We start from the raw sequence: 26,238 nt of genomic DNA, 5'->3' as shown, positions 1-26,238 counted from the left end.
TCGCGGGCTGGTTTACCATCAACCTAACAGCATCTCGACACTTTCCCGTCTTTTCCGTTGTAGCGGGCTTCTTGGGCTTCGCAGAAAAATTCTCTCCGTGTTTTAACCGGTTCGTTCGGATGATGGGACTGCATATGTTCCACGTATTTTTCGTAGCTTGGAACCCCAACAAGCAAACTAAGGAATTGCTTGCGATACTTCATGGCCTCTTTTAGCTTATCCAGCATACGTCTTTACATCTCCTTTGTTGCGGGGTACATATGGTGATTCGTGCAAAGGCAGTTTGTGATTGGTTAAAACTTTATACCAAATAGTGAGTGCTGAAATAAAGACGACAATCACAACCAGCATAAAAATTGCCGTTAATGCTGCATCGACATAGTCATTGACGAGCACTTGCTTCATCTGGGCAAGATTTTTTGCCGGTGCCAGTATCTTACCCTCAGCATATGCAGCATTGAAAACTTTGCCATGTGCCAAAAAGCCAACTTTTGGATTAGCATCGAACAATTTTTGCCAACCGGCCGCCATTGTAACGATCAATAGCCAGGTTGTCGGGATGAGCGTCACCCATGTGTATGCTTTTTTGCCCATTTTGAACAAAATCGTTGTACCGAGCAGCAAGGCAATGCCGGCGAGCATCTGGTTGGCAATTCCAAATAGCGGCCACAATGTGTTAATACCGCCAAGCGGGTCGACAACCCCTTGGTATAAAAAGTAGCCCCAGCCGAGAACACATAAAGCGGTTGCAATAATATTCGGAATGAGCGATTCCGTTTTGGCAAATGGTTTGTAGGCGACCCCAATTAGGTCTTGGATCATGAATCGGCCAACACGTGTTCCCGCATCAATCGTTGTCAAAATAAACAATGCTTCAAAAAGAATGGCAAAATGGTACCAGAATGCCATTAGCGCTTTTCCGCCAATGACATTTGAGAAAATCGTCGCCATTCCGATCGCGAGCGTCGGCGCCCCGCCTGTACGGGAAAGTATCGATTGCTCGCCAACATGTGTGGCAATCGTTTTCAATTCATCCGGTGTTACCGTAAAGCCCCAGCTTGAAACCGTTTGGGCAACTTGGGCAACATCTGTGCCAATGACCGCAGGTGGGCTGTTGATCGCAAAATAAACGCCTGGCGTCAGAACAGCGGCCGCGATCATCGCCATCACTGCTACGAAAGATTCCGTTAACATTGCTCCATAACCGATTGGACGGGCATGGGATTCGATCTCGATCATCTTTGGTGTCGTACCGGAAGAAACAAGGGCATGGAATCCGGACACAGAGCCGCAGGCAATCGTAATAAATAAGAATGGGAATAAATTTCCGGCAAACACAGGTCCAGTGCCATCAATGAATTTTGTAATCCCAGGCATTTGCAAATCAGGGGCAACAATGACAATCCCCAAAGCGAGTGCCAAAATGGTTCCCACTTTTAAAAATGTACTTAAATAATCGCGTGGTGCAAGCAACAGCCAAACAGGTAAAACAGAGGCAATAAAACCGTAAAAAATCATCATAATAGCAATGGTTTCACCTTTAAACGTAAACATGCTGGCCAATGTCGGATCCTGTGCAACATGTTGTCCATAAAATAGTGAAGCAAGCAATAACACAATTCCAATGATAGAGGCTTCACCGACACGTCCCGGCCGGATAAACCGCATATACACACCCATTAAAATGGCAATCGGAATCGTTGCTGCAATCGTAAACATTCCCCAAGGGCTTCCTGCGAGCGCCTTGACAACAACTAACGCTAAAACCGCTAATAAAATAATCATAATTCCTAAAATACCAACCATCGAAATAAAGCCGGTAACAGGCCCCATTTCTTCTTTAATCATTTCGCCAAGCGATTTCCCATTGCGGCGCATGGATCCGAATAAAATAATAAAGTCCTGGACAGCACCTGCCAAAACAACCCCAATGACAATCCAAAGCGTTCCCGGCAAGTATCCCATTTGCGCTGCAAGGATGGGGCCTACAAGCGGACCTGCTCCGGCAATTGCGGCAAAATGGTGCCCAAACAATACCCATTTGTTTGTTGGGACATAATCCTTCCCGTCATTGTTAATTTCTGCGGGCGTCTTACGTGTGTCATCCAACTGAAACACTTTGTTGGCAATAAATTTACTGTAAAACCGATAGGCAATGGCGTAAACACTGACAGCAGCCGTTAACAGCCAAATGGCGTTGATCGTTTCGCCGTTGTTTAACGCCATCACGGCAAAACCAGCAGCACCAAGAGCAGAGATGACTCCCCAGATGACGATGGATTTTAGCGCTTTCAAAATAGTCCCCCACCTTTCTTATATCTTCACCTTATTATATTTTATAATTTAGAATTTTTAAATAAATATTTTAAAAATTATTTTGCGAAAATATAAACTTTTGTGTATTTGCGTTTAAGTTTTTGTATGTTCATTGCTTCAAGCCTTTGTTTTGGATACACTTGTGAGGAGAAAATTGTTTGTGGAGAGAGATTATGGAGAATGCAACTGTTGAAACTTATAAAATACTGGAGGTCTGCCTGCTTGCCGGGAAAATCATGCTTCAATCGGGGGCTGAAACGTATCGGGTTGAGGATACAATGGTGCGAATGGCTGCCTCTTTCGGAATACTAGAAACGCATAGCTATGTAACCCCGACAGGGATTATTTTTTCAGCAGATGGGGAAGAACCGACGAAAACAAAATTGATCCGAATTTCAGAGCGTTCGACTGATTTAAAGAAAGTTGCCATGGTCAATAGTATTTCAAGGCAGATTTCTAGCGGGGATGTCCAACTACATGATGCGCTTGTGGAGTTGAAACAAATCGATTCGGCGAACATTACGTTTCCGAACTGGAGCCAGATTGCGGCTGCTTCACTGGCAAGCGGCTGTTTTTTAATCATGTACCGCGGCGGTTGGAACGACTTTCTTCCAGCGATGGCCGCTGGTGGGCTTGGCTATCTTGGTTTCGTGAAATTTCATCGCTTTGTTTCGATAAAGTTTTTTTCAGAATTCCTTGCTTCCTTTATTATCGGACTGCTCTCCTTGCTGTTTGTAAAAATCGGCTGGGGGCATGAGTTGGATAAAATCATTATTGGCTCCTTGATGACCTTAGTACCCGGGCTGCTGATTACCAATGCGGTTCGCGATTTAATGGCTGGCCACCTGGTTTCCGGTCTGTCAAAAGGAGCAGAAGCCTTTTTGACTGCCTTTGCAATCGGCCTTGGAATTGCTGTCGTCATTACTTTTTTTAAAGTGGGAATATAAGTTTGGAGGGAAGAGTATGGCGATTTTGGCACAGCTTGTTACCAGTTTTTTTGCAACAGGAGCGTTTGGCATTCTTTTCAACGCGCCGAAGCAGTCTTTGATCAAATGCGGATTAATCGGCATGGGCGGCTGGCTCATCTACTATGTTTTGGAGGATCATTACCATGATGCTGTGATGGCAACCTTGGCAGCCGCGCTGTTTGTTGGTGCCGTCAGCCATATCCTGGCAAAAATTTACAAAACACCTGTTATTATCTTTAGTGTATCAGGGATCATTCCCCTTGTACCCGGCGGGCTCGCCTATGACGCCATGCGGAATTTTGTCGAAAATGATTACAGTCTCGCGCTTAGTATGGCGGCAAAAGCGTTCATGCTATCAGGATCAATCGCTTTCGGCCTTGTGTTATCCGAGGTCATCAACCAAGTGATTCGCAAACTGACGGTGGAAAGAAGACGGGCGTAGACAAAAATTTGAACATCCTCCCATTTATTTGGAGGGTGTTTTTTGCCTTTTTTAAGGAAAATTTAAGCGGTATTTGATAGACTATTAAAAGATAGACTAATAATTTCATAGGGAGGTTGGGAACAATCCAATATGTAAAGAAACGAGTAATCTTGTTGGCCGCTTTGTTGTTCCTTTATTGGGGAACGGAGAAAATTTTTGCTGATACGAGCTTTTTTGATAAAACTGCACCGAAGAAGTTACCCTCTGCTACTTTCATTCCGCGTCAGACCGCACTGCAAGAAAAACAACCAATCCTTGCAAGCAGTCGAATTTTGGATGTGCCCCTTTTGAATCAACTATCAGCTCCCCGGTTGTATAATGGCTGTGAGGTTACGAGCTTGGCAATGCTGTTAAACTATTACGGCCACGGTGTAACCAAAAATGAGTTAGCAAATAAAATTAAGAGAGTTCCTTTAGATTTGCCGGGCAATAAAAAGGGAAACCCCAATGTTGGTTTTGTTGGGGATATGGAAGACGGTCCAGGACTGGCTGTATACAATGGCCCTATTTTTGACCTTGCACAGCAATATGCTGGCGATCAAGTAGTCAATCTAACGGGTTCGACTTTCGATGATCTTTTGAAAAAAGTAAATCAAGGTGAACCGGTATGGATTATAACAACGACTACTTTTGCACCGGTGTCTGTTTTTGAAAAGTGGGACACACCACAGGGGACGATTGAAGTCACGTTCAATGAACACAGCGTCGTGATTACAGGGTATGATGACGATTCTATTTACATAAATGATCCATATGGTTACAAAAATAGAAAAGTGGATCGCGAGCCTTTTGTCAAAGCATGGGAACAGATGGGTAGTCAGGCTGTAACAATCGATGCCTGATCTGAAAGAAGCAGGATTTCGAATAGAGGGAATTTTTGGAGAGGCCGTTTTGGAAAGCTCGAAATAGGATTTGAGAGAGGAAAACGGTCAATAAGGAAGGTTCTTATTACCCGAAATGGCTAAAGATCCGGCAGAACGGTCACTATGAAGGGTTCATAAAGCCCGTAAAGGGGCAACAGGCGCAAAATCGGTCAGTTTGCAAGCTTTCTAAAGCCCAAAAATACGAAATAGGAATAAAAACGGTCACTATGAACGGCGGCAGTTGTCAACTGCGATAAAATCTCCATCTTTCCTTTTTTGCTAATAGCTTTCTCTTGAATTTCACGATAGGTGAGTAATTTTTTCAAGATAGGGTATATAAAAACTAAGCTTGATCTTTTTACTACCAAAAGGAGGAAGATAGAATGGACAAGCGAGTTGTAGGAGTGTATGACAATGGTGATGCTGCGTTAGCTGCAATTGAGGATTTAATTAGGCAGGGATATGACCGAAATGATATCTCTGTTGTGTCAAAAAATCACGACGATGTAGATGAAATCATCCGTGAAACGGATACAAAAACGGAAGAAGGGCTTGCAACTGGAGCGGCTGCAGGCGGGATCATTGGCGGCTTGGCAGGATTCCTGGCAGGGGCGAGTGCCCTTGCGATTCCAGGGATTGGTCCACTGATCGCAGCAGGTCCGCTGGTTGGAGCGTTATCGGGCGCTGCCCTCGGAGCTGGTACAGGCGGGTTAGCCGGAGCCCTTGTAGGAATGGGGATTCCCGAATTGGAAGCGGAACAGTATGAGCGGGAAGTGAAGAGTGGAAAAATTCTCGTTTTATTGAACTCTGATGCCAAACGTCATTCCCAAGACAATGACACTTTGGCTGACCCCATAAGAACCGATATGGGGCTGGAAAATAACACTTTGACAAATGACACGATCGGGATTAACGGTTCCACACTTGGAATCCCTGAGGAACATCGAACCGATATAGCTCCGAACAGCAACAATAAACCGTATTAAAATAGTCGAAGGCAGGAGAACATACAGTTCTTCTGCCTTCATTTTATTCGCCTCATTCTTAAGAACGCGGGTAACTTGTGTTTCGTTGTATTTTCATTTGCATCGCAAGGTAAAAAGTAGTTTGTAATGGTTGTTGATGACAACCAAATTGCCGCGGTCGTTATTCCACTTGATGGTTAGTAACCTAAACGACGCAAGCCCTACCTCTCTTACGTCCTTACGGCTCCGAAGCCGATCCAGTGTGAATAAGTGTCATCTTGTACTTTCAAGTAGAATGCCAGAACATTTCTACTTTGCGCTTTTCTTTTTCCAAGTTACATTCATTTGAAGCACAATAATTAACTATACACTACTTCTGGTTATTTGTCAAATACTAGAGGATTTCCGATTTTGGGCTAGAATGTTGCCTCAAATTCCCCCGAGAAATAGTTTACACATAGCGGTTTTCTTAGTTGTTTTGTTGCTTACTTCTTTAAGTAGTTCCCGGTAGGGTATACTACCGAAAGAAATAGTAAAAAGCGATTCTTTACTTTTAATTTTTTACTGCTTTTCATTTATTGATGTATTTTCATTTGTTAACTTTCAATCTCTTTGATGCAGTATCGACAAACAGCAAATGATTTAAAAAAATGTTTAACTGCAGAAATAGCTTCATAAACAAAATAACCTGAAAAACTAATTAATACTATACCAGCAATAATTGAACTTACTTTTATCATTGAACGGTTCATTACCTTCCTCGAAGTCGAAACACATGTCAATAATCCAATATCATGTAGCAAAATTCCAGTTAATATCCCAACTCCAATAATAATAAATCTAATCGGATTTGAGATATCATAAGAGCCTGTGAGAACCGACCCGAAAACACTCAGCCAAAATACTATGTTTCCTGGAGATATAGCAACAAGAAAACCGTTTCCGTATGAAGAAAACCAAGATTTTGTAGGTCTTTCATCGGGCAATGTGATGTCATGATCTGCATTTTTAATAGAATCATAACCAATTATCATCAAAAATACTGCACCAATTATCCACATTGGAATTTGAATAAAAGGTTGCTTCAAAATGGAGGCTAATCCGAGATAAAATGCTACGATCAAAATGATGTCAATTGTCATGCCTCCCAAACCAACAGCCCAACCATGTAAAAAGCCATTTTTGAGACCTTGCTTGATCATTTCTACGGAAATCGATCCAATTGGAACGGCAATAGAAATACCTACGATAACATAAGTAAGATACAGCGCCATAAAACCATATACACCTTTACTAACATAGTAAGTAAAACTTCTATGATGTACAAATTAGTAATTCTTACTCTTGAAATTTAGAATGAAATGGACATATCCCTTTTCTTGGATTATTGCCATCAGTTATTATATACTGTTTCCATTCTCTGTTACTTTCGTCTCCATATTTTCCTAGATCCGGATGAATTGGGAGATTTTCTATCAACTCTACTTTTGATCGAATTAAATCAGTAGCCTTTTGAGTAATATCAGAAAATATTCTTCTAGGTTGAAAGATTAGTATAAGGCTTTTTCCCATGTTTCTAGTAATTCTATGCATATATGCTGGCATATTAACTGATACAAAAATAGGTTCTCCATCAAAACAAAATTCCCATAGTGGATCATCTGGATCAGTTGGAATGTTTGCATTCCATTCTTTTTCATCATTCTGATGTAGGTATTTTAAAATGTTCCAAAAGTATTTTTCAAAGTAATCGAATGGCTGTTCCAGAACTTCCGGTTGCACAAAAAGAACCAAAGCATGTTTATTATACTCATTTTCTCTTGATAATTCCATAAATTCTCTTACTACTTTTGGTAAAGGGCTTAAATCATGATTTTCTAAAAAAAAATATCTTAAATCACTTTTTTTCTCAGCAGCAGTTCCAAAATGTCAAGGAAAATTCTTATCAGAAACGACTTTTTCCCAATGGGAATATTCGTTTTTTAGCCATTCTGGTAAATGATCCCCATCGTGTAGATCTAATTTGGTTAACATCGAAACAGTTCGTGCAACACTTTTCCACTCAACTTTTACTCAATTCCTTATCAATATTTTTCATTTATTTTACATTTCAACCAATGAAAGTATTATTTTTGATGATCATTTTTTTCTGCTTTTTGGTTTTTCAGCGGCAGGCCTGTTTTTTCATCAAGAAGCAGCTTCTCGTTGCGTGGACCATTTTTAAAGTCAAACATCGTTTCAATGCTGCCGGCTTGAGCATCAAGTGATGTACCGCCAATGCGTCCCAAATTCCAGTTATCTTCAATAAATTTAAGGATGGAAGATTGGTCTGTTAATGTATGGTCAACAAAATTCTTTTTGGCATATGGTGAGATGACAAGAAGCGGAAGTCTCGGTCCATAGCCAGCTTTGCCTGATTCAACAGTTTGTCCGTTGCTAGGAGCGTAGGCATGATCATACCAGCCATCGGAATCATCATAGGAAATGATCACGGCTGTATCTTTCCATTCAGGTGATTTTTGCAGCCGGTTAATGGTATTCACAATGAACTGCTGCTCATCCAACGGATCCGAATATCCGGCATGTCCATCCTGATACATTGGTGCTTTTAGATAACTTACACTCGGCATATTTCCGTTATCAACAGCCGTCCAGAAATCCTTCATATCGTATTGATGGTTGGCTTGATCCGACTTGCCGATCATGGCTGGGGAACTTGGTGCTTTATGTTCAGGATTTGCTGTTGACTTATAATATTGGAACGGTTCATGGTGCGGGCTGTAGTCAGGAATGGCTGCACCGCCGATATTTTTGTGCTTGACTGTTGGGTCGCTAAAGCCGCCCTGGAACCAGCCCCATGTGATTTTTTTGGCATTCAGCAAATCGCCGACGTTTTTATTCGTATCGTCCATTGCAACGGTTGCGCCAGTTGATGCTTTATCAAAGTAAGGATTTGGGTCACCGGTAACCGTTCTGTTTTCGTACTCGTTTAGGATGTCCCCTGTTTGTTTTTGGCCATTTTTGTCATACAATGTAGCTCCGTGGGTTTCACCGGAAATTAGGTTTAATGCTCCAGGGGTAGAAGGCCCGTAAGTCGTCCCGAAGGAATTGTCACTCATGGCAAAATTTTGGGCGTAATTCCATAATGCTGTGACCGTGTTGCCATCGTAGTAATCCATTACGATTTTCGGATTTGCGCCTTTTCCGGTTGTTTCAATCACCTTGTCCATTTTTCCGCCATTTGTAGCAGCGATTTCATTATGATAGCTGTGATCCATATCGGCAGTCATGGCTTGGGAACGGTCCAAACGAACAGGGTTAGCGGAATTCGGATTATCGGTAATAAGGTTGGTTTTGCCAATATCCGGCTGAGTTTTGTTGTAGTCCTTTGGCGTTAACAGATTGTTAACCTCAGGGGTATTCGGTTTTGGGAAAAATTGCGGTTCTCCTTTTACATTTAAGGCATAAGGGTATGTTCCGAAATAGTGGTCAAAGGAAATATTTTCTCCAAAAATAACAACCACGTGTTTAATCGGTGTCTTTGTTTGGATTTTTGTATTCTTTTCCTCGGCATGTGCGGCAGGAGATACAGCCAATAATGTACCTAGAGCAGCTGCGCTCAAAACGTTAATGACTTTCGTTAGTGTTTTCCCTTTCATATCATCGCCTCCAATTGATCTTTTCGTTAGTTAACTCTACTCTTGTATTGTTAATGTAGTGTTACTTGAAGATTAAGAAATTTTAAAGTCCTGTAGAAAAGAATCACGAGAAAATGGTTTATCAAAGAAACGGAGTAAGTGGATGAATTTCTTGTAATTTGAACCGTTGGAAAATAAATAAATGGGTTACTGGAATACGGATAAAAGGAAAAAGTCCGCGGATAAAAGGGAAATTCCTGCGGATAAAAAGGGAAAGTCCGCGGATAAATGACCAAAATCCGCGGATACGAGTCCGCGTGAAATCGAAATACGGATAAAAGGAAAAAATCCGCGGATAAACGGAGAATTCCCGCGGATAAAAAGGGAAAATCCGCGGACAAAAAGAAAAAACCCGCGGATAAATGACCAAAATCCGCGGATACGAGTCCGCGTGAAATCGAAATACGGATAAAAGGAAAAAATCCGCGGATAAACGGAGAATTCCCGCGGATAAAAGGAAATAATCCACGGATAAATGACCAAAATCCGCGGATACGAGTCCGTGTGAAAACGAAATACGGATAAAAGGAAAAAGTCCGCGGATAAACGGAGAATTCCCGCGGATAAAAAGGGAAAATCCGCGGACAAAAAGAAAAAACCCGCGGATAAATGGCCAAAATCCACGGATACGAGTCCGCGTGAAATCGAAATACGGATAAAAGGAAAAAGTCCGCGGATAAACGGAGAATTCCCGCGGATAAAAAGGGAAAATCCGCGGACAAAAAGAAAAAACCCGCGGATAAATGGCCAAAATCCACGGATACGAGTCCGCGTGAAATCGAAATACGGATAAAAGGAAAAAGTCCGCGGATAAACGGAGAATTCCCGCGGATAAAAGGAAATAATCCGCGGATAAATGACCAAAATCCGCGGATAAATGACCAAAACCCGCGGATAAATGACCAAAATCCGCGGATACGAGTTCGCGTGAAAACGAAATACGGATAAACAAAGCAGGTCCGCGGATAAACCATTTCAAGATAAGAAAATAGTTAGTCGATTTAGCGATTTTCCCGCAATCTTCCTGTTCCTCCTGACAGCAAGTGGGATTTAAAGATTATCCAGTAACTGAGGAAAATCATTCCGATGAAAGCGAGACTAATGAGTACACCCATTCTTTGGGTCGCATGCAGCAAACCGCCCGAAACAGCTACGAGGATAAATCCGATTCCCAAATAGGATGTAAGAGGATAGCCAATCATTTTAAACGTAGCTTTTTGCTGATAGTGCGGACGCAATTTGATTTGCGAAGAAAGAATGATTGTCCAATTGAGAATCAGCATCACCCCTGCAGCTGTTGTGATCGATTCATAAATGGAACCTGGCAAAATAAAGGCAAACACAAGGAAAACGGCTAATGCGATTCCTGTCAAAAAGAGTGATTTGACCGGCACCCCTTTGCTATTTTTACCTGCTAGCGTTTTTGGAGCAGCCCCATCTTCAGCCAAGGAAATCAGGATATTGGTAACAGAGAAGAGGGCGCCAACCATGGTGGAGAAAGCAGCACTGATAATAATGATGTTAAAAATTGAATCGAGATAAGGGATATTGAACGTTCTTAACGCAGTGACAAAGGGACTTTTCGAAACATCAATTTGTCGCCAGGAAACCATGTACAAAGCAAAGAAAATCGAAAGGATATAGACCGATGTGAGGGCGATTAGCATGCCAATGCCTGCTTTTGGAACTTCTTGCTTATTTTTTAATTCAGAAGAGGCAATTCCGACAACCTCGATCCCTCCGTAGGAAAAAAAGACAAAAATTAAGGCAGCCCACATTCCTGTTAAACCAGTGGGGATAAAATTACTGAAAACATTTTTTTCATTTAACGAAACAGCATGCGGCGAAATGACATGGGTAAAGAGAAGAACGCCGAATACAATAAAGACAATTAACGTGGAAAGCTTGACAACGGCAAACAGGGATTCAATTTTACCGAAGTTTTTCACACCCAATAAATTGATTCCAAAAGCAATGACGGTATAGATGACCGTGAAAATCCACAATGGAACGTGGGGAAACCAAAAACGGGTGAAGGTTGCCAAAGCAACAACCTCGCTTGACATAATTAACACGCCTGCGAGCCAATACATCCAGCCGGAGGCAAATCCCATTGCATTTCCAAATGCCATTTTCGCATAAGTACGAAAGGAACCGGATGCAGGTTGCGTAACCGTCATTTCCGCTAATGCACTAAAGACAAAAAATGCAGTAATTCCGCCAATTAAATAATTCACCAATATGGCAGGGCCGGCAATTTGAATCGAAAGGCTTGTTCCGAGGAAGAATCCGGCTCCGATAATCGAACCGATTCCGATCAGGGAGAGCTGCCACCAGTACAGCCCTGCTGCCTTTCCTCTTTGTTCGTTCTCCATTTTTTTATGTTGTACCTTTTGTTTCACGACATGATCGTTTTTCATATGGAAAATCTCCCTTCAAAAAATGCATTTTCTCTTATAGCATTCTCCGTTTTCCTTGTTGCCATGAAAATTTTTAGGCCAATCATTTGAATCCTTATTTTAAGAAAAATAAAATAGAGACGATGCACATGATTGGAGGGATTTAAGATGATCGGTTTTATTGGTTTAGGAATTATGGGAGGCAGCATGGCTGAAAACTTGGTAGAAAAAGGGTTCGAGCTTGTTGTCCACAATCGGACAAAAGACAAGGCGGAAGCGCTAATGAAAAAGGGTGCAAAGTGGGCTGATTCACCGAAAAATGTGGCTGAACAAGCAGAAGTCGTTTTTACAATGCTAGCGAATCCGCAAGTTGTTGAAGAGGTGGCTTTGGGTGAAAACGGATTTTTAAACCATTTAGCAGAAGGGAATTTATGGGTGGATTGCAGTACCGTTGATCCAAGTTTTTCTCGGAAAATGGCAGCGGAAGCAGCGAAAAGGGGTGTTCGCTTTATCGATGCTCCGGTAACCGGTTCAAGAGTGCCGGCGAAGCAAGCTGAACTTGTCTTCTTAGTGGGTGGCGACCTAGAGGATTTAAGTGAAGTGAAGCCAATGCTTCAGGCAATGGGAAAAGAGATTTCGTACCAGGGGGAAGTTGGTAAAGGAACGACGATGAAAGTGATTATCAATTTGATGCTAGCCCAATCGATGGCTGCATTTGCGGAGGCCGTCAGCTTAGGGGAGGCGCTTGGACTAGAGAAAGAAACAGTTGTCAATACGTTGTTGAACGGGCCGACAACCGCGCCCTTTTTAAAAGGAAAGAAAGACAAGGTGATGACCGGAGACTTTTCTGCCGACTTCCCGCTTGAACATATGCAAAAAGACCTCCAGCTTGTTGCACAGGCTGCGTTTGAGCACAACATCGCTTTACCGATTGCCAATGTAACAAAAGAAGCCTACATGCAAGCGAAGCAAAAAGGATTGGGCAAACAAGATTTTTCTTCTATTTACAAATTGTTTTCTGAAAAAAATAATTGAGATAGCAGCCCATAAATTAAGTAGTTCGCTTTTGGAAGACAAATATTAGAAAAACATATTGAAAGGTATGCCAATTCGTAAGATTTTGGGATACCTTTTTTGTTGGTATAGCAGGGTTTATAATCGTTTTTTTCTCAATTCGTATAGTGAATCGGATAAAATTAGCAAGACTGAAATTTTGAATAGATGTAAATATTCGAACTGATTTGTGATGCGATATTTGGAGCCAAAAGGAATAAGTGCCAAAAAGGTTAACTGAGAAATCTCTGAGCGAACAAGGGAAATTACAAAGCAACACGCTAAATATGCCGAAAAAAATACTGACTGATATGCAATTGCAATTTATTGTTTACTAAGTTCCCAATGAAACACTGTCTCTGTTTCATCAACTTTTTGTAAATGTAACTTTTCTAATACACGGATAGAACCGTAATTTTCTTTTAGCGTTTCTGCTTTAACTTTTTCTATTTTAGATTCGCTAAAAGCCCATTGTATTAGTGCACCTACTGCTTCAGTTGCATAACCATTATTCCAATAATCTTCAAGAAACCCATAGCCAATTTCAACTGTTTTATTTACATCAGGCTTTCCTTTAAAGCCCAAATCCCCAATGATAACACCATCGGATTTACGCATTACAATCCAACTACCCCAATAAAACAAAGACGGGTCTTCCATTAGGTGCTTTAAATGATTGTATATTTCTGGTCCATTATCATAGTTTTGATTTATAGCAATCTGAACAGTTTCCTTCGTACAAGGTATAATTTTTAATCTACTGCTTTCCAATTCCATTATTATTACTCCTCGTATAAAAAATCACCCCAAATTATTTGATGCGATTTACAAAACATAGAACTATCCTCTTCTAAATCTGCCGTATTGAATAACTTTCTTTATTGAGTATACCACGATTATCAAAACAATCTTTTAATTAACAAATACCTCAATAGAATCTTACGAATTAACGTGCAATTTTTACTGCGAAAATATAATAAAAAAGTAGCTCAATTTAGGAGAACGTTTTTACATTTTGTACTCCTAAACTGATCTACTTACCCACTAATAGGGCTACTTTTATCTTTCAGTAAATCATCATAATGATTAGTCTGTAAATGGCACGGGAGAACTAGATATAGAGTTTTTATTCGAGCGTTTTCCCCACCATGTAGCTAAAATCGGGCCAGAAATATTGTGCCAAACGCTAAAGATCGCACTTGGAACAGCTGCTAAAGGTGAGAAGTGGGCCAGAGCCAAAGCCGCGCCTAGACCTGAATTTTGCATACCAACTTCGATTGAAATCGCTTTTTGCGAACTAAAATCAAGTTTCAGTAATTTTGCAGCAAGAAAGCCGAAAAGCAATCCTAAAACATTATGTAATGCAACCACACCAAGAATCAATAGACCGGTTTCAGCAATTTTGCCAGCGTTTACCGCGACGACAGCAGAAGCGACTGCAACAATCCCAACAACAGATATTAACGGAAGGGCAGAGACGCTTTTTGCAACCTGATTTTTAAATAAAAGCTTAACGATAATTCCAAGTACTATAGGAACTAAAACGATTTGTGCAATTGAGACAAACATAGAGCTAGCAGAAACCGGAAGCCATTTGCTGGCTAATAATAAGGTTAATGTAGGGGTTAAAATAGGTGCTAGCAATGTTGAAATGGATGTAACGGCGACGGATAGTGCAGTATTTCCTTTTGCCAAAAAGGTCATTACGTTGGACGCTGTACCCCCTGGGCAACATCCTACCAATATAACACCTACTGCAATTTCTGGTTCAAGTTGAAACAGATTGGCCAATCCAAATGCCAGAAGCGGCATAATAATGAATTGAGCTAAAACTCCTATTAAAACACTTCTTGGTGCTTTAAAAACCGCTTTGAAGTCACTCGGTGAAAGGGTCAAGCCCATGCCGAACATAATGATACCAAGCAGCAGAGTAATATGTGGGGCAATCCATGTAAAGCCACTGGGATAGAAAAAACTTAATGCCCCAAAGAAAATTACCCAAAGTGCAAAGGTGTCTCCTGTAAATTTACTTATTCTTTCAATTGTTTTCACTTTACTTCCCCCTTTACCACTTAATTATAGGGAATATTTTAAATATTTCAATATAATTTAAATATTCGTTACCAGATGTTTGCGGGATAAGATTTTTGTAAATTAACACAATAGACATAAACAAGCTTTTTAAACAAGAAATTAATTGTTTTATTTTTCAAAAAACGTTGCAATCTTAAAAAATTTGTTATATTATGTCGATATGTTTCGAATTTGATCATATTTGTCAGAATGTTTGGAATAAATGTTTTGCAATTTAGGAGGCACATCATGAATTTATTTAGAAAAAAATCCATTACGGATCTTATAAAAGAGACCGGGCAAAAGAATGCGGCTCTAAAGAAAGAATTAGGGGCATTTGATTTATCCATGCTTGGTATCGGGGCAATTATCGGTACTGGGATATTCGTTTTGACGGGGGTAGCAGCTGCAGAACATGCGGGACCTGCGTTGATTCTGTCCTTTATTTTATCTGGGCTGGCCTGTGTGTTTGCGGCCCTTTGTTACGCGGAGTTTGCGTCGACTGTTCCAGTATCAGGGAGTGCGTATACGTATAGTTATGCAACCTTTGGCGAACTGATTGCCTGGATTTTAGGATGGGACTTAATTTTGGAATATGGGCTGGCTTCTTCTGCTGTTGCCAGCGGTTGGTCAGGTTATTTTCAAGGCTTGCTTGCAGGATTTGGTATTCATTTTCCAAAAGCGTTAACGAGCGCGTATGATCCGGCCAATGGTACATTTGTGGATGTTCCGGCGATTTTAATTGTGCTGCTCATTACCTTTTTACTAACTCAAGGTGTTAAAAAATCAGCAAAATTTAATTCGATCATTGTTATTGTAAAATTAGCGGTTATCTTGCTTTTTATTGCAGTTGGAGCATGGTATGTGAAACCGACAAACTGGACACCGTTTATGCCGTTTGGTTTCTCAGGGGTTGCCACCGGGGCGGCGACAGTATTTTTTGCCTATATTGGATTTGATGCCGTTTCAACTGCTGCCGAAGAAGTGCGAAACCCGCAGCGGAATATGCCAATTGGAATTATTGCTTCATTATTAGTTAGTACGATTTTGTACATTATTGTCTCAGGAATTCTGACCGGAATAGTTCCTTACCAAAATCTTGATGTGAAAAATCCGGTCGCTTTTGCGTTGAATTATATCCACCAAGATTGGGTGGCGGGATTTATTTCCGTTGGAGCGATTGCCGGAATTACAACGGTGCTGCTTGTGATGATTTATGGTCAAACGCGCCTATTCTATGCAATCAGCCGTGATGGCCTGTTGCCGAAGATTTTCTCTAAAATTGACAAAAAGAAACAGACACCAATTGTTAATTCGTGGATTACAGCATTCCTTGTTTCCATTTTTGCCGGATTTGTTCCATTAAGTAAGTTGGCTGAACTAACCAATATTGGCACACTGTTTGCATTCATGACGGTGTCTGTTGGAATTTTGTACTTGCGGAAAACAAAGGATGCGCCCAAAACAGGTTTCAAGGTCCCATTTGTTCCGTGGATTCCAATTCTCTCGTTTTTATTCAGCGGTTACCTGGTCTTGCAACTGCCAGCCTTAACATGGATTAGCTTCTTTACTTGGCTTGTCATTGGTTTGTTTGTCTACTTTGGCTATGGACGCAAGCATTCCACCTTGAATCAGCCGCTCCAGCAAATACGCAAAATCGGATAATAGAAAAAGCTTGGCCATGAATGCCAAGCTTGAACATTGAAAAACCAGGCACTGGCTGCCTGGTTTTTTAGCTACACCAGAATTTATATGGATAAATTCTGAACGGACGATGGACAGGACGTCTTAGTCAGGCGAGTGCCACAGGATGTGGCAGGTATACGAGCGTGGTCAATTCAACTACGACTCTGTCTTCGTCCAAAGAACTCGCCAGTCGGCGAGTTTTCATTTACAATTTAAAGGAGCTTTTTAAGGAAACGATTCGATTGAAAACAAGTTGGTCGGCTGTTGTGTCTTTCGGATCGACGTTGAAATAGCCGTGACGGAAAAATTGGAATTTGTCCTGAGGCTCGACATCCTTCATATTTGGTTCCACGAATCCATTTAATACCTCGAGGGAGTTTGGATTGACCCGTTCGAGGAACGATTTATCTTCGCCCTCTTCATTTTCTTCCTGTTCATCCAAAATAAGCGGTTCGTATAAGCGGAATTCTGCCGGGATGGCGTTTGTCGCTTCCACCCAGTGGATCGTTCCTTTTACTTTACGGCCAGTGAAACCGGTGCCGCTTTTCGTTTCTGGATCGTACGTACAGCGAAGCTCGACAATTTCTCCATTTTCATCTTGAATAAATTCCTCGCATTTGATGAAGTAAGCATGTTTGAGGCGTACTTCATTGCCTGGGAACAAACGGAAATATTTCTTAGGCGGATTTTCCATGAAATCGTCTTGTTCAATATAAATTTCACGCGAGAATGGAATTTTCCGCATCCCCATTTCCGGATTTTCCGGATTGTTTTCCGCATCAAGCCATTCGACTTGTCCTTCAGGATAATTCGTAATCACTACTTTAAGCGGCTTGAGTACACCCATGGTTCGTGGAGCTTTCAACTTTAAATCTTCACGGACAAAATGCTCAAGCATTTGCGAATCGACTGCACCGGAGCCTTTCGATACCCCTGTTTCACGGACGAAAGCGCGGATTGCTTCAGGTGTATAGCCTCTGCGGCGCATTCCGGAAATAGTCGGCATCCTAGGGTCATCCCAGCCGTCTACATAGCCTTCTTCAACTAGTTGCTTTAATTTGCGCTTGCTCATCACCGTGTTGGTTACGTTCAAACGGCCGAATTCAATTTGCTGTGGCTTGTTTTCCATTTCACATTGTTCGACAACCCAGTTGTAAAGAGGTCGCTGATCCTCAAACTCAATTGTACAGATCGAATGGGTAACCCCTTCAATGGCATCCTCAATTGGGTGGGCAAAAGCATACATTGGATAGATGCACCATTTATCGCCGGTGTTGTGATGGGTTGCGTGAGAAATGCGATACAGTACAGGGTCGCGCAAGTTAATATTGGGCGAACTCATATCAATTTTGGCGCGAAGCACCTTTTCGCCATTGCCGAATTCCCCTTTGCGCATCCTTTCAAACAGGTCAAGATTTTCCTCAATAGAGCGGTTGCGGTACGGGCTTTCTTTTCCAGGCTCGGTTAATGTGCCGCGGTACTGGCGAATTTCGTCGGCGGATAAGTCATCGACATAGGCAAGTCCTTTTTTGATTAAAAGCACGGCACGGTTGTACATTTCTTCAAAATAATCCGAAGCAAAAAATAACCCGTCCCATTCAAATCCCAGCCAGTTCACATCTTCTTTAATCGAATTGACAAATTCAATATCTTCTTTTAATGGGTTGGTGTCATCGAAGCGCAAATTCGTTTTGCCGTTAAAATCATCTGCAAGACCGAAATTGAGAATAATCGATTTAGCATGTCCGATATGTAAATACCCGTTCGGCTCCGGAGGAAAGCGGGTCACAACGGATTTGCGTTTTCCGGATTCCAGGTCGCTAATCATAATATCCTTAATAAAATTAGACGAAGTATTGTCCACTTTTTTTCAACCTCTTTCATTATATGTACTACTTATATAACATAAATAATGATATTTTTCCATTCTTCGCAAGATTTCTTGCAGTGAAAAATGTTCATTTTCATGCGAAAAAGGTAAAATAAAGTGAAAAGCAAGAACAGGAAGGAGAAGTATAAATGATAAACTTCGGAACAGTTGGTACGGGGTGGATTACCTCCTCTTTTATTGAAGCGGCACAGCTTAGCCATGAATTTACATTAACGGCAGTCTACTCCCGCAATGAAGAGAATGCGAAAATCCTCGCCGATACATATGGCGCATCGATGATTTTTACCGATCTTGAAGAAATGGCAAAAAGTGATGTGATCGAAGCGGTCTATATTGCTTCACCCAATTCACTTCATTTTGAGCAAGCGATGATATTTCTAAAAAATAAGAAGCATGTCATTTGTGAAAAACCGATTTTTTCAAACACAAAGGAATTGCTGACAGCCTATCAAGCAGCGGAGGAAAATGGTGTTTACCTGTTTGAAGCCATCCGCAATCTTCATACGCCTAATTTTAAAATTTTAAAGGAAAACGTGCACTTAGCTGGAAAGGTTCGAAGTGCAATTTTGCCGTATATTCAATATTCGTCGCGTTATGACTTGTTTTTACAGGGAGAAGTGCCGAATATTTTCAATGCTAAATTTTCTGGAGGGGCACTTGTGGATCTTGGCGTTTATCCGCTTTATTTGGCAGTTGGACTTTTCGGAGCGCCAAAAAAGTCAACGTATCATCCGGTTGTTTTGCGTAGCGGGGTAGACGGCAGCGGAACACTTGTGTTGGAGTATGATGAGTTTATTTGTACGATTCTTTGTTCAAAAGTATCGCATTCCACCATTGTTTGTGAAATCCATGGCGAGATGGGGACGTTTGTTATGGAAGACGCCGCCCCGATTTCACAAATCGAGTTTGTCGACAGCCACTCAAAGGAGAGCCGGTTGTTAAGTGTGCCGCAGGAAGAAAAAGACATGGTGTACGAATGCCGCGAAATTGCCGCTATCCTGAAGACCGGTGATCAAACGAAATATGAAGAACTGAAGGAACTAAGCAAAATCGTTTTGGGGATCACAGAAGAAGCAAGAAGGCAAAACAAGATTGTTTTCGATTCGGAGAAATAAGGTTGATAAAAAGCAGGACGAATAAAAAAGGGGCTCCAAAAAATTCGTTTTTGGACAGCCCCTTCTCAATTACGATGCTTCTTTCATATCAGCGGTTTCCGCAGCAGGCTGTTTGCGCAGCCAGTCAAGCGCAAGCCCGGCCACACCGCCGACAAGAGCCGGAACGACCCACCCAAGGCCAACGGAAGCGAAGGGAAGGGCATCCATCAGCGGCTGAACGGCTTGTAATTTTAATCCGAACATTTTTAAGCCGTCGTTTAAGCTGACAAGACCGGTCAACAACATCGCACCTGCATACACTTTGCTTGAACCGCGATAAAAACGGTGGAAAAACGAAGATGTGACGAGTACGATCGTTAACGGGTAGGCCATGACAAGGAATGGAACCGAGATATTGATAATTTGGTTTAGGCCAAGATTGGCGATTAAAAAGCTCACGACTGTGATCATTGTGACAACAAACTTATAGCTGACTTTTGGGGCGATTTTGGCAAAATATTGTCCGCACGCAATCGTCAATCCGACACAAGTAGTAAACGTTGCAAGAGTGAAAATGAAGCCGAGAAGAATTTTTCCTCCTGTTCCCAGCAACATAGTGGAAGCCGCTGACAACAGTTCCGATCCGTTTGCATACGTGCCATATGGGCTCATTTTTGCCCCAAGCAGGCCGATCGCAACATAAACGAGAGCAAGGGCGGTGCCAGCAATCAAACCGGCTTTTACTGTATAGGCTGTTAATTGATTTTTCTCTTTGATCCCTTTTTGCTTCAGCGTTGTTAACACGACAATGCCAAATGCCAGAGCGGCAAGAGCGTCCATTGTCGAATAACCATCAATAAACCCTTTAACCAATGAGGCGCTTTGGTAATTTTCCGTTGGCGCTTTGAATGGCTGATTTAATTTGACAAAACCTGTCACCGATAGAACAACAATCGAGAGCAGCAATGTCGGGGTAATCAATCGGCCCATATAGTCGACAACTTTTGATGGATTCAAACTTAAGAGATAGACGAGCAAAAAGAATACAGCGGTAAATCCAAATAAAAACAGGGTGGTGCTGGATGACGCTGCTCCGAAAAACGGTTTAAACCCCATTTCAAACGCAACGTTCGCATTTCTCGGAATCCCGAAAAATGGACCGATTGATAAGTAAACGACAATCGTAAAAATAAGTCCAAACCATGGATGCACCCGGCTGCCGAGGGTGTTGACGCCGTCTTTTACAAGTGCAATTGCGATCAGAACAAGCAAAGGCAAGCCAACTGCAGTTAAAATAAACCCAATAATTGCCGGCCAAAAGGCAGTTCCGGCGCCCATTCCGAGAAATGGCGGGAAAATCAAGTTTCCGGCACCGAAAAACATTGAAAATAGCATTAATCCAACGAATAAAGTCTCTTTCTTCTTCATGTGTGATCTCTCCCTTTTTACCAAAATAAAAAGCCCGCCCCTAATCTAGGGACGAGCGTGCTCGCGTTACCACCCTACTTCCGCAATATAAAATCTGCGGCTCTCGATCAACGTACCATCATACGCGGCCCATTGTAACGGCGGACAGTTCCGGCGAAGGCTTACTGGATGTTCGGCCTTGCATCTCAGAGATGATGTTCACAGGCAGCTTGATTCCGGCTTGCACCAACCGCCGGCTCTCTATTGATCAAGTGAATGCTTGCTACTGTTCTCGTCATCGATTTTAAAACAACTTTTTCAAAAAAATCAGAATCAATATATTGATAGTATGATTATATAATTTTTTGAACATTTTGCAAGAAGTTTTTTTAAAAAAATAATTTGAAAAAGGAACCAGCTCGTTTGGCTATAGGCACCTATCCCGCTTTTTTTCATATACATATCAAAAAGCGATATGGGGGACTTACGAATGTTTAAAAGAAAGCGAAAAATGGATCCTTCCCCCGGACACGATCAGAAACCAGCAGTGGAACAACCTATGGAACAGGATGCAGGAACAAACGGGAGAGCACGGTCCGTTTATCTCTATCCTGCCGCCATCAAAGCGATTGGCGGGGATAAGTGGGGCTATATCAACTCAAAAGGGAAGTGGATCCTTTCTCCGCTCTATGAACATGCAGGAGATTTCCAAGACAATGAACTGGCGATCGTCCGCTACCTGGATCTTGCCGGAATCATTGATTTGAATGGATATTTAATCGTAAAGCCAAAGTATGAGACGATCAATCCTTTTTCCGAAGGCCGGGCAACGGTGATTGACCATGAAGGCTTTAAAGTGATTGACGAAAGCGGCAAGGTAATTACGGAACGGGCTTATTCCTTTATCGGTGATTATAAAGGCGGTAGAGCCCTGATTGCAGGAACAGCAACTGGCCGTTATTTGTATGGGTACTTGAATAAATGGGGCAAAGAAGTCCTTCCGCTTTCCTATGAAACAGCTTCCGATTTTGTTGAAAAAAAAGCGGTTGTGAAGATCACGAGTGGCCGATTTGCGTTGATCGGATTGACAGGGAAAGTCCTCCATGAATATTCCTATCCCTATGTTGGGGAGTATGGCGATGGTTTGCTCGTCTTCAAAAACCGGGAAAACGGCAAATTCGGCTATCTGGATGAGGCAGGGAATGTTAGGATCCAGCCGCAATTTACAGGGGCGGAGGCATTCCGGAATGGGCGTGCAATTGTTCAACTAGGAAATGGTGGGAAAACTCTCTACGGACTCATCAACCAAAACGGCCAGTTTATTTTTAAACCGCAATATAGTGATCTTCAAGACCTTGGGGAAGGGAGAGTTGCGCTTGGCAAAGCGATTGATTCGGAAAAGCCATATATTGGATCGACCTTTGCTGTTGGCGATTATGATGGTCACATGTTGACAGGGTTTATTTACAACCGGATTTCGAAATACGAAAATGGCTTTGCGTCTGCAAGTGATGGGCAAACGATTTTTTTTATCGATAAAAATGGCAAAAAAGTAAAGCATCTCCCTATTGTTAGCGGCAGCGGCGAGCTGAGGTTTGACCAATCGCTGATTAAAGGGGAAATTGATTACCGGCTTATGTATTTTGATAAAAAAGGTGAGCGCGTCTGGGAGCAAAATCGGATCATTGAGCTTGGAAGCGGTTTAAGCGTTCAGGAGGAGAAGTACAAACCGAATAAAGACTTTCTTGTCTATTACCCTCGCATTCGCGGTCTTGGAGCAAAGGAGACCATCGTGAATCAAACCATAAAGGACTTATCGGGAATTAAAGAAACGCCGCCGCACTTGCAGCTTGAATCAAATTATTTTGGGGATTACGAGCTGCCTTTTTACAAAGGGCATTTGCTGGAAATTGAAATTACGGGTTACGATTACCCATTTGGAGCAGCCCATGGCATGCCTGTTAAAAAATATGCGCATTTGGATCTTCGAAGCGGGGTCTTTTATCAGCTGAAAGATTTATTCAAGCCCGGAAGCCAGTATGTAAAAGTAATCAGTGCCATCATTGGCAAACAAATCATCAATGACCCCGAGTATTCGTACGTCTTTCCCGGAAGTTTTAAAGGAATTCAGGCCGAGCAGCCGTTTTTTATTAAAAGCGACTCGATTTCGATTTACTTTCTGCCCTATGAAATCGCCCCGTACGCAGCAGGCTTCCCGACGTTTACAATTCCATTTGCCGACATCGACGAAATCCTCGATAAAAAAGGCGCATTCTGGCGAGCATTTCATTAAAGTGGAAAAAGAAGCGATCCCGATTCACAGGTTTCTCAAGGTTTGACGGTCATTAGGGGCATTCCAAATGCCCGATTCTCGGGTTTAACAGGACCGAACGGTCATTAGAGGCATTCCTAATACCCTCCATTTATCAGCCAAACTAAAAAGGACCGGGCGGTTTTTGCCCGGTTTTACTTATAAATGGCGTTTTCGAAAGACAAACCAGTATCCGGTGAAAACGACAAGAAAGAAGAAGATGACGCCCCCGGGCAAAATGTAGGCAGATATGGCAGGGTAAACTGTTTTTTTCAGTTGCTTTGGGGTTTCTTGTGATGCAAGATCTATTTTATGGAAGAGACCCGAAATTGTTTCTCTTGATTGAAATGAGGTAATACCGGCATTGGACTGGGCAAACGCTTGGGCACCCGCAAGAAGAACCAAAAGAGCTGCGAGAAGCGAGATCTTCTTAAACATTGTATTCAACTCCGATATGTTGTTATCTTTGCTTCATTTTATCATTGAAAGCATAACAATATCGCAGTTGAGCGATAATGTTCACAATACTTTCACAATCTTACACCATATGCAAAAATTTCATTGACCCTCATAGCGTATCTTGATGCAGATCAATTTTTTTAGAAAAAGAAAAAGGTAGAATAAATCCAAAAGATCCTGAAGGGAGAAACAGCTATGGGCAATGCGATACAAGCAGATGGAAAAATTGCGATCTTGGATATGCGTGAAAGAATTCTTAAAGGAGAGCACCCAAGGAAGGAAATTATCGATTTTGTCAAAACCGTGCCGATCGGAACCATTATTGAAATCCATATTCCCCATTATGGACAGCCGCTGATCGCGGGACTGGAATCCTTGGGGATGAACGTTATTGTGAATGAAATCGAGCCTGGGCATTTTCGCCTGATGACTGTAAAATTGAATCCTTTGTAAGCTTCTCGTGGCGATCCGCGTTGCCGGAAGCGAATTAGCTGTCTTCGCCCCCGGCAACTTGCTTTAACCGCACCAATTCAAGGATTTTAATCAATCGCTGTCCGTGAAGTTCAATTATCTTTTGCGATGCAAACGATAAGAGCTTGCGGCTGACGGTTTCGGGAGACGTTCCAATAAAACTCGCCAGATCTTTTTTGGAAATGGGCAACGAAAACGCGTTAGAACCCGCATTCATTTTTTTATGAAAAAGCAGCAGCGCCCGGGCAAGCCGTTTTTCTACATCCATTAGGCTTAAATATCCAACTGATTCATCCGCTTCGTACAAGCGGTCATTCAAGGCAACAACAAACCGGAAGGACATTTCTGCATTCTTTGTCATCGTTTGTAAAAAATCATTCTTACTTGATATAGGTCAATTTTATTTGCACCTACTTTTAGTAAAATGGAGAAAAACAAGAGGTGAATCCAATGTCTGCAACTTGCTTAATTGTCTTTTCAAGTATGACGGGCAACACAAAAGAAATCGCCGAGGAAATTGGGAAAGGAATGGTGGAAGCGGGAGCCGCTGTGGAGATAAAAGATATTTTGCTGGCGGATGTCGCAGACTGTTTCGCCTATGATGGCATTTTACTTGGCGCGCATACATGGGGAGATGGAGAATTGCCGGATGAATTCCTTGATTTTTATGAAGAAATGGACGGGATCCGATTAGATGGGAAGGCTGCCGCTGCCTTTGGTTCTTGTGATTCTTCGTATGACCAACGTGGCAGGGCGGTTGACCTATTAGAAGCCAAATTGGCAGAAAGAGGAGCCAAAATCATTGCAAAAGGTTTGAAAATTGAGCTTGCGCCAACCAAGGCGGAAAAACAGCAATGCATCCAATTTGGCAAAGAGTTTGTAAAAAAACTAATCGAAAAGGCAGGGAAACAAAATGACGAAAATTCAATTACCTGTAAATGATATGGCGTGTTCAGGATGCATTCGAAAAATCAAAAAAAGGATCAAGCAGATTCCTGGTGTTGAGGGTGTCCAAATCATTGCAGGTCAGGGACACTTACATGTACTGTTTAATAAGCAAATGGTCCAACAGGATGAAATTGTCCGTTCTTTAAACCATTTTACGCTTCGCGCTTTTGATTGAGTTTTTTTATAAAATTTCTTCCCTGCTTCATACTAAGAAAAAAGGGGAGGAATTTTTTTGCTTATTCAAGATAATCATTTTGAGGAATCCTTTCTGCCGGTCACTTCGATTGCCAGCGGCACCGGTGTGGCTGTGCTGCCAGATGTCTATTGCTATACTGATCAGATTGTCAATCTTTGCTTGATCGGAAGCCCTGAAGAAACAAAGGAGTTCGTCTTAATTGACGCTGGAATGCCAAAGTCGGCAGAAGAAATAAAGAAACTGGTTACTGAGCGATTTGGGGAAGGAATCCGGCCAAGTGGAATCCTTCTTACGCACGGACATTTCGATCATGTGGGGTCATTGGCAGATCTTTTAGAAGAGTGGACTGTTCCCGTCTATGCCCATGAACTTGAAATTCCGTATTTAACTGGCAAACAAGATTATCCGGCGGGAGATCCGACCGTTGATGGCGGGCTTGTTTCTGAGATGTCGCCACTGTTTCCGAATCATGGGATTGATCTTTCCACACAGATCCAACCTTTGCCTGCCAATGGTACAGTCCCGGTTCTTGCGGACTGGAAGTGGATTCATACGCCAGGCCATACGCCCGGACACGTCTCCTTTTTTCGCGAATGTGACCGTATGCTGATTGCCGGTGACGCATTTGTTACCGTCAGACAGGAATCGCTCTACAATGTCATTACTCAGCATAAGGAAATAAGCGGGCCGCCGAAATACTTTACAACCGATTGGAACGCTGCCCATGCTTCTGTCAAAAAACTTGAAGCGCTAAAGCCGGCGATGGCTATTACCGGCCACGGTCAGCCCATGTCCGGAGAGGAAGGGTAACTCCGGATCAAAACGAGATCGAGCAGGCAACAATGAAAGACAAGAACGGACGTGAAATACCTGTTGTTCATATGAATCTGGTGATGGAACAGCCGATTGATTATAGGCTTTACCAATATCTCCAAACAAGGTGAGAGGAATCAATC

The 26,238-nt window shown here is 42.2% G+C and carries 24 protein-coding genes, 1 pseudogene and 1 other annotated feature; of the genes and pseudogenes, 13 read left to right on the top strand and 12 right to left on the bottom strand.

Going from position 1 to position 26,238, the window contains the following annotated elements; all coding sequences use genetic code 11:
* Nucleotides 1–23: 23 nt before the first annotated feature.
* Nucleotides 24–227 carry a YbdD/YjiX family protein gene (locus ACQYAD_RS02045; protein WP_430235001.1) on the bottom strand — a complete coding sequence of 68 codons (204 nt, stop codon included), beginning with the start codon at nucleotides 225–227 and terminating at the stop codon, nucleotides 24–26.
* Nucleotides 217–2,295 carry a carbon starvation CstA family protein gene (locus ACQYAD_RS02040; RefSeq protein ID WP_430234999.1) on the bottom strand — a complete coding sequence of 693 codons (2,079 nt, stop codon included), beginning with the start codon at nucleotides 2,293–2,295 and terminating at the stop codon, nucleotides 217–219. The genes ACQYAD_RS02045 and ACQYAD_RS02040 overlap by 11 nt, the downstream gene beginning before the upstream one ends.
* Nucleotides 2,296–2,489: 194 nt before the next feature.
* Between ACQYAD_RS02040 and ACQYAD_RS02035 the strand changes: the two genes are divergently transcribed.
* The 4 genes from ACQYAD_RS02035 to ACQYAD_RS02020 all read left to right on the top strand — a co-directional run bounded on the left by ACQYAD_RS02035 (nucleotide 2,490) and on the right by ACQYAD_RS02020 (nucleotide 5,617).
* Nucleotides 2,490–3,263 (top strand): threonine/serine exporter family protein, encoded by a 774-nt coding sequence (locus tag ACQYAD_RS02035; RefSeq protein ID WP_430235197.1) that lies wholly within the window; start codon nucleotides 2,490–2,492, stop codon nucleotides 3,261–3,263.
* A 16-nt stretch (nucleotides 3,264–3,279) separates the two neighbouring features.
* Entirely contained in the window at nucleotides 3,280–3,726 is a 447-nt protein-coding gene (locus ACQYAD_RS02030; protein WP_430234997.1) for a threonine/serine exporter family protein, read from the top strand.
* A 125-nt stretch (nucleotides 3,727–3,851) separates the two neighbouring features.
* On the top strand, nucleotides 3,852–4,610 hold the full coding sequence (locus tag ACQYAD_RS02025; RefSeq protein ID WP_430235195.1) for a C39 family peptidase: 759 nt from the start codon (nucleotides 3,852–3,854) through the stop codon (nucleotides 4,608–4,610).
* Between the two features lie 404 nt (nucleotides 4,611–5,014).
* Nucleotides 5,015–5,617, top strand: coding sequence for a general stress protein (locus ACQYAD_RS02020; protein WP_430234995.1), 603 nt, complete (start codon nucleotides 5,015–5,017; stop codon nucleotides 5,615–5,617).
* 575 nt (nucleotides 5,618–6,192) lie between these two features.
* Here ACQYAD_RS02020 and ACQYAD_RS02015 read toward each other — a convergent pair.
* The 4 genes and pseudogenes from ACQYAD_RS02015 to ACQYAD_RS02000 all read right to left on the bottom strand — a co-directional run bounded on the left by ACQYAD_RS02015 (nucleotide 6,193) and on the right by ACQYAD_RS02000 (nucleotide 11,714).
* Nucleotides 6,193–6,870 carry a LysE family translocator gene (locus ACQYAD_RS02015; protein ID WP_430234993.1) on the bottom strand — a complete coding sequence of 226 codons (678 nt, stop codon included), beginning with the start codon at nucleotides 6,868–6,870 and terminating at the stop codon, nucleotides 6,193–6,195.
* Nucleotides 6,871–6,934: 64 nt separating this feature from the next.
* Nucleotides 6,935–7,510, bottom strand: a pseudogene (locus ACQYAD_RS02010) (YqcI/YcgG family protein); the annotation flags it as partial.
* A 212-nt stretch (nucleotides 7,511–7,722) separates the two neighbouring features.
* Nucleotides 7,723–9,255, bottom strand: a complete 1,533-nt coding sequence (locus tag ACQYAD_RS02005; RefSeq protein WP_430234991.1) for a phospholipase C — start codon at nucleotides 9,253–9,255, stop codon at nucleotides 7,723–7,725.
* 1,040 nt (nucleotides 9,256–10,295) lie between these two features.
* On the bottom strand, nucleotides 10,296–11,714 hold the full coding sequence (locus tag ACQYAD_RS02000) for an amino acid permease (protein WP_430234989.1): 1,419 nt from the start codon (nucleotides 11,712–11,714) through the stop codon (nucleotides 10,296–10,298).
* A gap of 147 nt (nucleotides 11,715–11,861) precedes the next feature.
* On the opposite strand from ACQYAD_RS02000, the gene ACQYAD_RS01995 reads away from it, so the two are divergent.
* Complete coding sequence (locus ACQYAD_RS01995; RefSeq protein WP_430234987.1) at nucleotides 11,862–12,728, top strand: NAD(P)-dependent oxidoreductase; 867 nt, start codon at nucleotides 11,862–11,864, stop codon at nucleotides 12,726–12,728.
* A 342-nt stretch (nucleotides 12,729–13,070) separates the two neighbouring features.
* On the opposite strand, the gene ACQYAD_RS01990 is transcribed toward ACQYAD_RS01995, so the two are convergent.
* Both ACQYAD_RS01990 and ACQYAD_RS01985 read right to left on the bottom strand, forming a co-directional pair.
* The gene (locus tag ACQYAD_RS01990; protein WP_430234985.1) at nucleotides 13,071–13,523 is read right to left on the bottom strand and encodes a GNAT family N-acetyltransferase; all 453 of its coding nucleotides are present in this window, start codon (nucleotides 13,521–13,523) and stop codon (nucleotides 13,071–13,073) included.
* Nucleotides 13,524–13,832: 309 nt separating this feature from the next.
* Nucleotides 13,833–14,798 (bottom strand): bile acid:sodium symporter family protein, encoded by a 966-nt coding sequence (locus tag ACQYAD_RS01985; protein WP_430234983.1) that lies wholly within the window; start codon nucleotides 14,796–14,798, stop codon nucleotides 13,833–13,835.
* A gap of 270 nt (nucleotides 14,799–15,068) precedes the next feature.
* Between ACQYAD_RS01985 and ACQYAD_RS01980 the strand changes: the two genes are divergently transcribed.
* A complete protein-coding gene (locus ACQYAD_RS01980; protein ID WP_430234981.1) occupies nucleotides 15,069–16,484 on the top strand; it encodes an amino acid permease in 1,416 nt (471 codons plus the stop codon).
* 226 nt (nucleotides 16,485–16,710) lie between these two features.
* Here ACQYAD_RS01980 and ACQYAD_RS01975 read toward each other — a convergent pair whose 3' ends face one another.
* Nucleotides 16,711–18,369, bottom strand: a complete 1,659-nt coding sequence (locus ACQYAD_RS01975; RefSeq protein WP_430234979.1) for a glutamine--tRNA ligase/YqeY domain fusion protein — start codon at nucleotides 18,367–18,369, stop codon at nucleotides 16,711–16,713.
* Nucleotides 18,370–18,527: 158 nt separating this feature from the next.
* Here ACQYAD_RS01975 and ACQYAD_RS01970 point away from each other — a divergent pair, with 158 nt between their 5' ends.
* The gene (locus tag ACQYAD_RS01970; RefSeq protein ID WP_430235193.1) at nucleotides 18,528–19,511 is read left to right on the top strand and encodes a Gfo/Idh/MocA family protein; all 984 of its coding nucleotides are present in this window, start codon (nucleotides 18,528–18,530) and stop codon (nucleotides 19,509–19,511) included.
* Between the two features lie 69 nt (nucleotides 19,512–19,580).
* Here ACQYAD_RS01970 and brnQ read toward each other — a convergent pair whose 3' ends face one another.
* Nucleotides 19,581–20,918: a branched-chain amino acid transport system II carrier protein gene (gene brnQ / locus ACQYAD_RS01965; protein WP_430234977.1), complete on the bottom strand. Its 1,338-nt coding sequence runs from the start codon at nucleotides 20,916–20,918 to the stop codon at nucleotides 19,581–19,583.
* A 44-nt stretch (nucleotides 20,919–20,962) separates the two neighbouring features.
* Nucleotides 20,963–21,205: a binding site (T-box leader), on the bottom strand.
* Nucleotides 21,206–21,387: 182 nt separating this feature from the next.
* Between brnQ and ACQYAD_RS01960 the strand changes: the two genes are divergently transcribed.
* Entirely contained in the window at nucleotides 21,388–23,190 is a 1,803-nt protein-coding gene (locus tag ACQYAD_RS01960) for a WG repeat-containing protein (RefSeq protein ID WP_430234975.1), read from the top strand.
* A gap of 177 nt (nucleotides 23,191–23,367) precedes the next feature.
* Here ACQYAD_RS01960 and ACQYAD_RS01955 read toward each other — a convergent pair whose 3' ends face one another.
* On the bottom strand, nucleotides 23,368–23,646 hold the full coding sequence (locus tag ACQYAD_RS01955; protein WP_430234973.1) for a hypothetical protein: 279 nt from the start codon (nucleotides 23,644–23,646) through the stop codon (nucleotides 23,368–23,370).
* 216 nt (nucleotides 23,647–23,862) lie between these two features.
* On the opposite strand from ACQYAD_RS01955, the gene ACQYAD_RS01950 reads away from it, so the two are divergent.
* Nucleotides 23,863–24,120 (top strand): amino acid decarboxylase, encoded by a 258-nt coding sequence (locus tag ACQYAD_RS01950; RefSeq protein ID WP_430234972.1) that lies wholly within the window; start codon nucleotides 23,863–23,865, stop codon nucleotides 24,118–24,120.
* Between the two features lie 34 nt (nucleotides 24,121–24,154).
* On the opposite strand, the gene ACQYAD_RS01945 is transcribed toward ACQYAD_RS01950, so the two are convergent.
* Entirely contained in the window at nucleotides 24,155–24,499 is a 345-nt protein-coding gene (locus ACQYAD_RS01945; protein WP_430234970.1) for a Crp/Fnr family transcriptional regulator, read from the bottom strand.
* 89 nt (nucleotides 24,500–24,588) lie between these two features.
* On the opposite strand from ACQYAD_RS01945, the gene ACQYAD_RS01940 reads away from it, so the two are divergent.
* Genes ACQYAD_RS01940 through ACQYAD_RS01925 form a run of 4 tightly spaced genes read left to right on the top strand, consistent with a single transcriptional unit; the run spans nucleotide 24,589 to nucleotide 26,226 of the window.
* Nucleotides 24,589–25,080: a flavodoxin gene (locus tag ACQYAD_RS01940; protein WP_430234968.1), complete on the top strand. Its 492-nt coding sequence runs from the start codon at nucleotides 24,589–24,591 to the stop codon at nucleotides 25,078–25,080.
* The gene (locus ACQYAD_RS01935) at nucleotides 25,052–25,261 is read left to right on the top strand and encodes a heavy-metal-associated domain-containing protein (protein WP_430234966.1); all 210 of its coding nucleotides are present in this window, start codon (nucleotides 25,052–25,054) and stop codon (nucleotides 25,259–25,261) included. The genes ACQYAD_RS01940 and ACQYAD_RS01935 overlap by 29 nt, the downstream gene beginning before the upstream one ends.
* 57 nt (nucleotides 25,262–25,318) lie before the next feature.
* Nucleotides 25,319–26,092 (top strand): MBL fold metallo-hydrolase, encoded by a 774-nt coding sequence (locus ACQYAD_RS01930; protein ID WP_430234964.1) that lies wholly within the window; start codon nucleotides 25,319–25,321, stop codon nucleotides 26,090–26,092.
* Nucleotides 26,093–26,124: 32 nt separating this feature from the next.
* Nucleotides 26,125–26,226 carry a hypothetical protein gene (locus tag ACQYAD_RS01925; RefSeq protein WP_430234962.1) on the top strand — a complete coding sequence of 34 codons (102 nt, stop codon included), beginning with the start codon at nucleotides 26,125–26,127 and terminating at the stop codon, nucleotides 26,224–26,226.
* The last annotated feature ends 12 nt before the right edge of the window (nucleotides 26,227–26,238 follow it).

Source organism: Neobacillus sp. SM06 (genome assembly GCF_050496765.1).
In the GTDB taxonomy this organism is placed as follows: Bacteria; Bacillota; Bacilli; order Bacillales; family Cytobacillaceae; genus JAEVLT01.
Note: the sequence above shows the minus strand (reverse complement) of the source record. Positions and strands in the feature narration are given on the sequence as shown.

Excerpts from the sequence above, each read along its gene's own strand:
- brnQ (WP_430234977.1), bottom strand. The coding sequence starts at position 20,918 with ATGAAGAAGAAAGAGACTTTATTCGTTGGATTAATGCTATTTTCAATG.
- ACQYAD_RS02005 (WP_430234991.1), bottom strand. The coding sequence starts at position 9,255 with ATGAAAGGGAAAACACTAACGAAAGTCATTAACGTTTTGAGCGCAGCT.
- ACQYAD_RS02000 (WP_430234989.1), bottom strand. The coding sequence starts at position 11,714 with ATGAAAAACGATCATGTCGTGAAACAAAAGGTACAACATAAAAAAATG.
- ACQYAD_RS02035 (WP_430235197.1), top strand. The coding sequence starts at position 2,490 with ATGGAGAATGCAACTGTTGAAACTTATAAAATACTGGAGGTCTGCCTG.
- ACQYAD_RS01945 (WP_430234970.1), bottom strand. The coding sequence starts at position 24,499 with ATGACAAAGAATGCAGAAATGTCCTTCCGGTTTGTTGTTGCCTTGAAT.
- ACQYAD_RS02015 (WP_430234993.1), bottom strand. The coding sequence starts at position 6,870 with ATGGCGCTGTATCTTACTTATGTTATCGTAGGTATTTCTATTGCCGTT.
- ACQYAD_RS01990 (WP_430234985.1), bottom strand. The coding sequence starts at position 13,523 with ATGGAATTGGAAAGCAGTAGATTAAAAATTATACCTTGTACGAAGGAA.
- ACQYAD_RS02030 (WP_430234997.1), top strand. The coding sequence starts at position 3,280 with ATGGCGATTTTGGCACAGCTTGTTACCAGTTTTTTTGCAACAGGAGCG.
- ACQYAD_RS01955 (WP_430234973.1), bottom strand. The coding sequence starts at position 23,646 with ATGTTTAAGAAGATCTCGCTTCTCGCAGCTCTTTTGGTTCTTCTTGCG.
- ACQYAD_RS02020 (WP_430234995.1), top strand. The coding sequence starts at position 5,015 with ATGGACAAGCGAGTTGTAGGAGTGTATGACAATGGTGATGCTGCGTTA.
- ACQYAD_RS01935 (WP_430234966.1), top strand. The coding sequence starts at position 25,052 with ATGACGAAAATTCAATTACCTGTAAATGATATGGCGTGTTCAGGATGC.
- ACQYAD_RS01950 (WP_430234972.1), top strand. The coding sequence starts at position 23,863 with ATGGGCAATGCGATACAAGCAGATGGAAAAATTGCGATCTTGGATATG.
- ACQYAD_RS01925 (WP_430234962.1), top strand. The coding sequence starts at position 26,125 with ATGAAAGACAAGAACGGACGTGAAATACCTGTTGTTCATATGAATCTG.
- ACQYAD_RS01995 (WP_430234987.1), top strand. The coding sequence starts at position 11,862 with ATGATCGGTTTTATTGGTTTAGGAATTATGGGAGGCAGCATGGCTGAA.
- ACQYAD_RS01940 (WP_430234968.1), top strand. The coding sequence starts at position 24,589 with ATGTCTGCAACTTGCTTAATTGTCTTTTCAAGTATGACGGGCAACACA.
- ACQYAD_RS01960 (WP_430234975.1), top strand. The coding sequence starts at position 21,388 with ATGTTTAAAAGAAAGCGAAAAATGGATCCTTCCCCCGGACACGATCAG.
- ACQYAD_RS02045 (WP_430235001.1), bottom strand. The coding sequence starts at position 227 with ATGCTGGATAAGCTAAAAGAGGCCATGAAGTATCGCAAGCAATTCCTT.
- ACQYAD_RS01980 (WP_430234981.1), top strand. The coding sequence starts at position 15,069 with ATGAATTTATTTAGAAAAAAATCCATTACGGATCTTATAAAAGAGACC.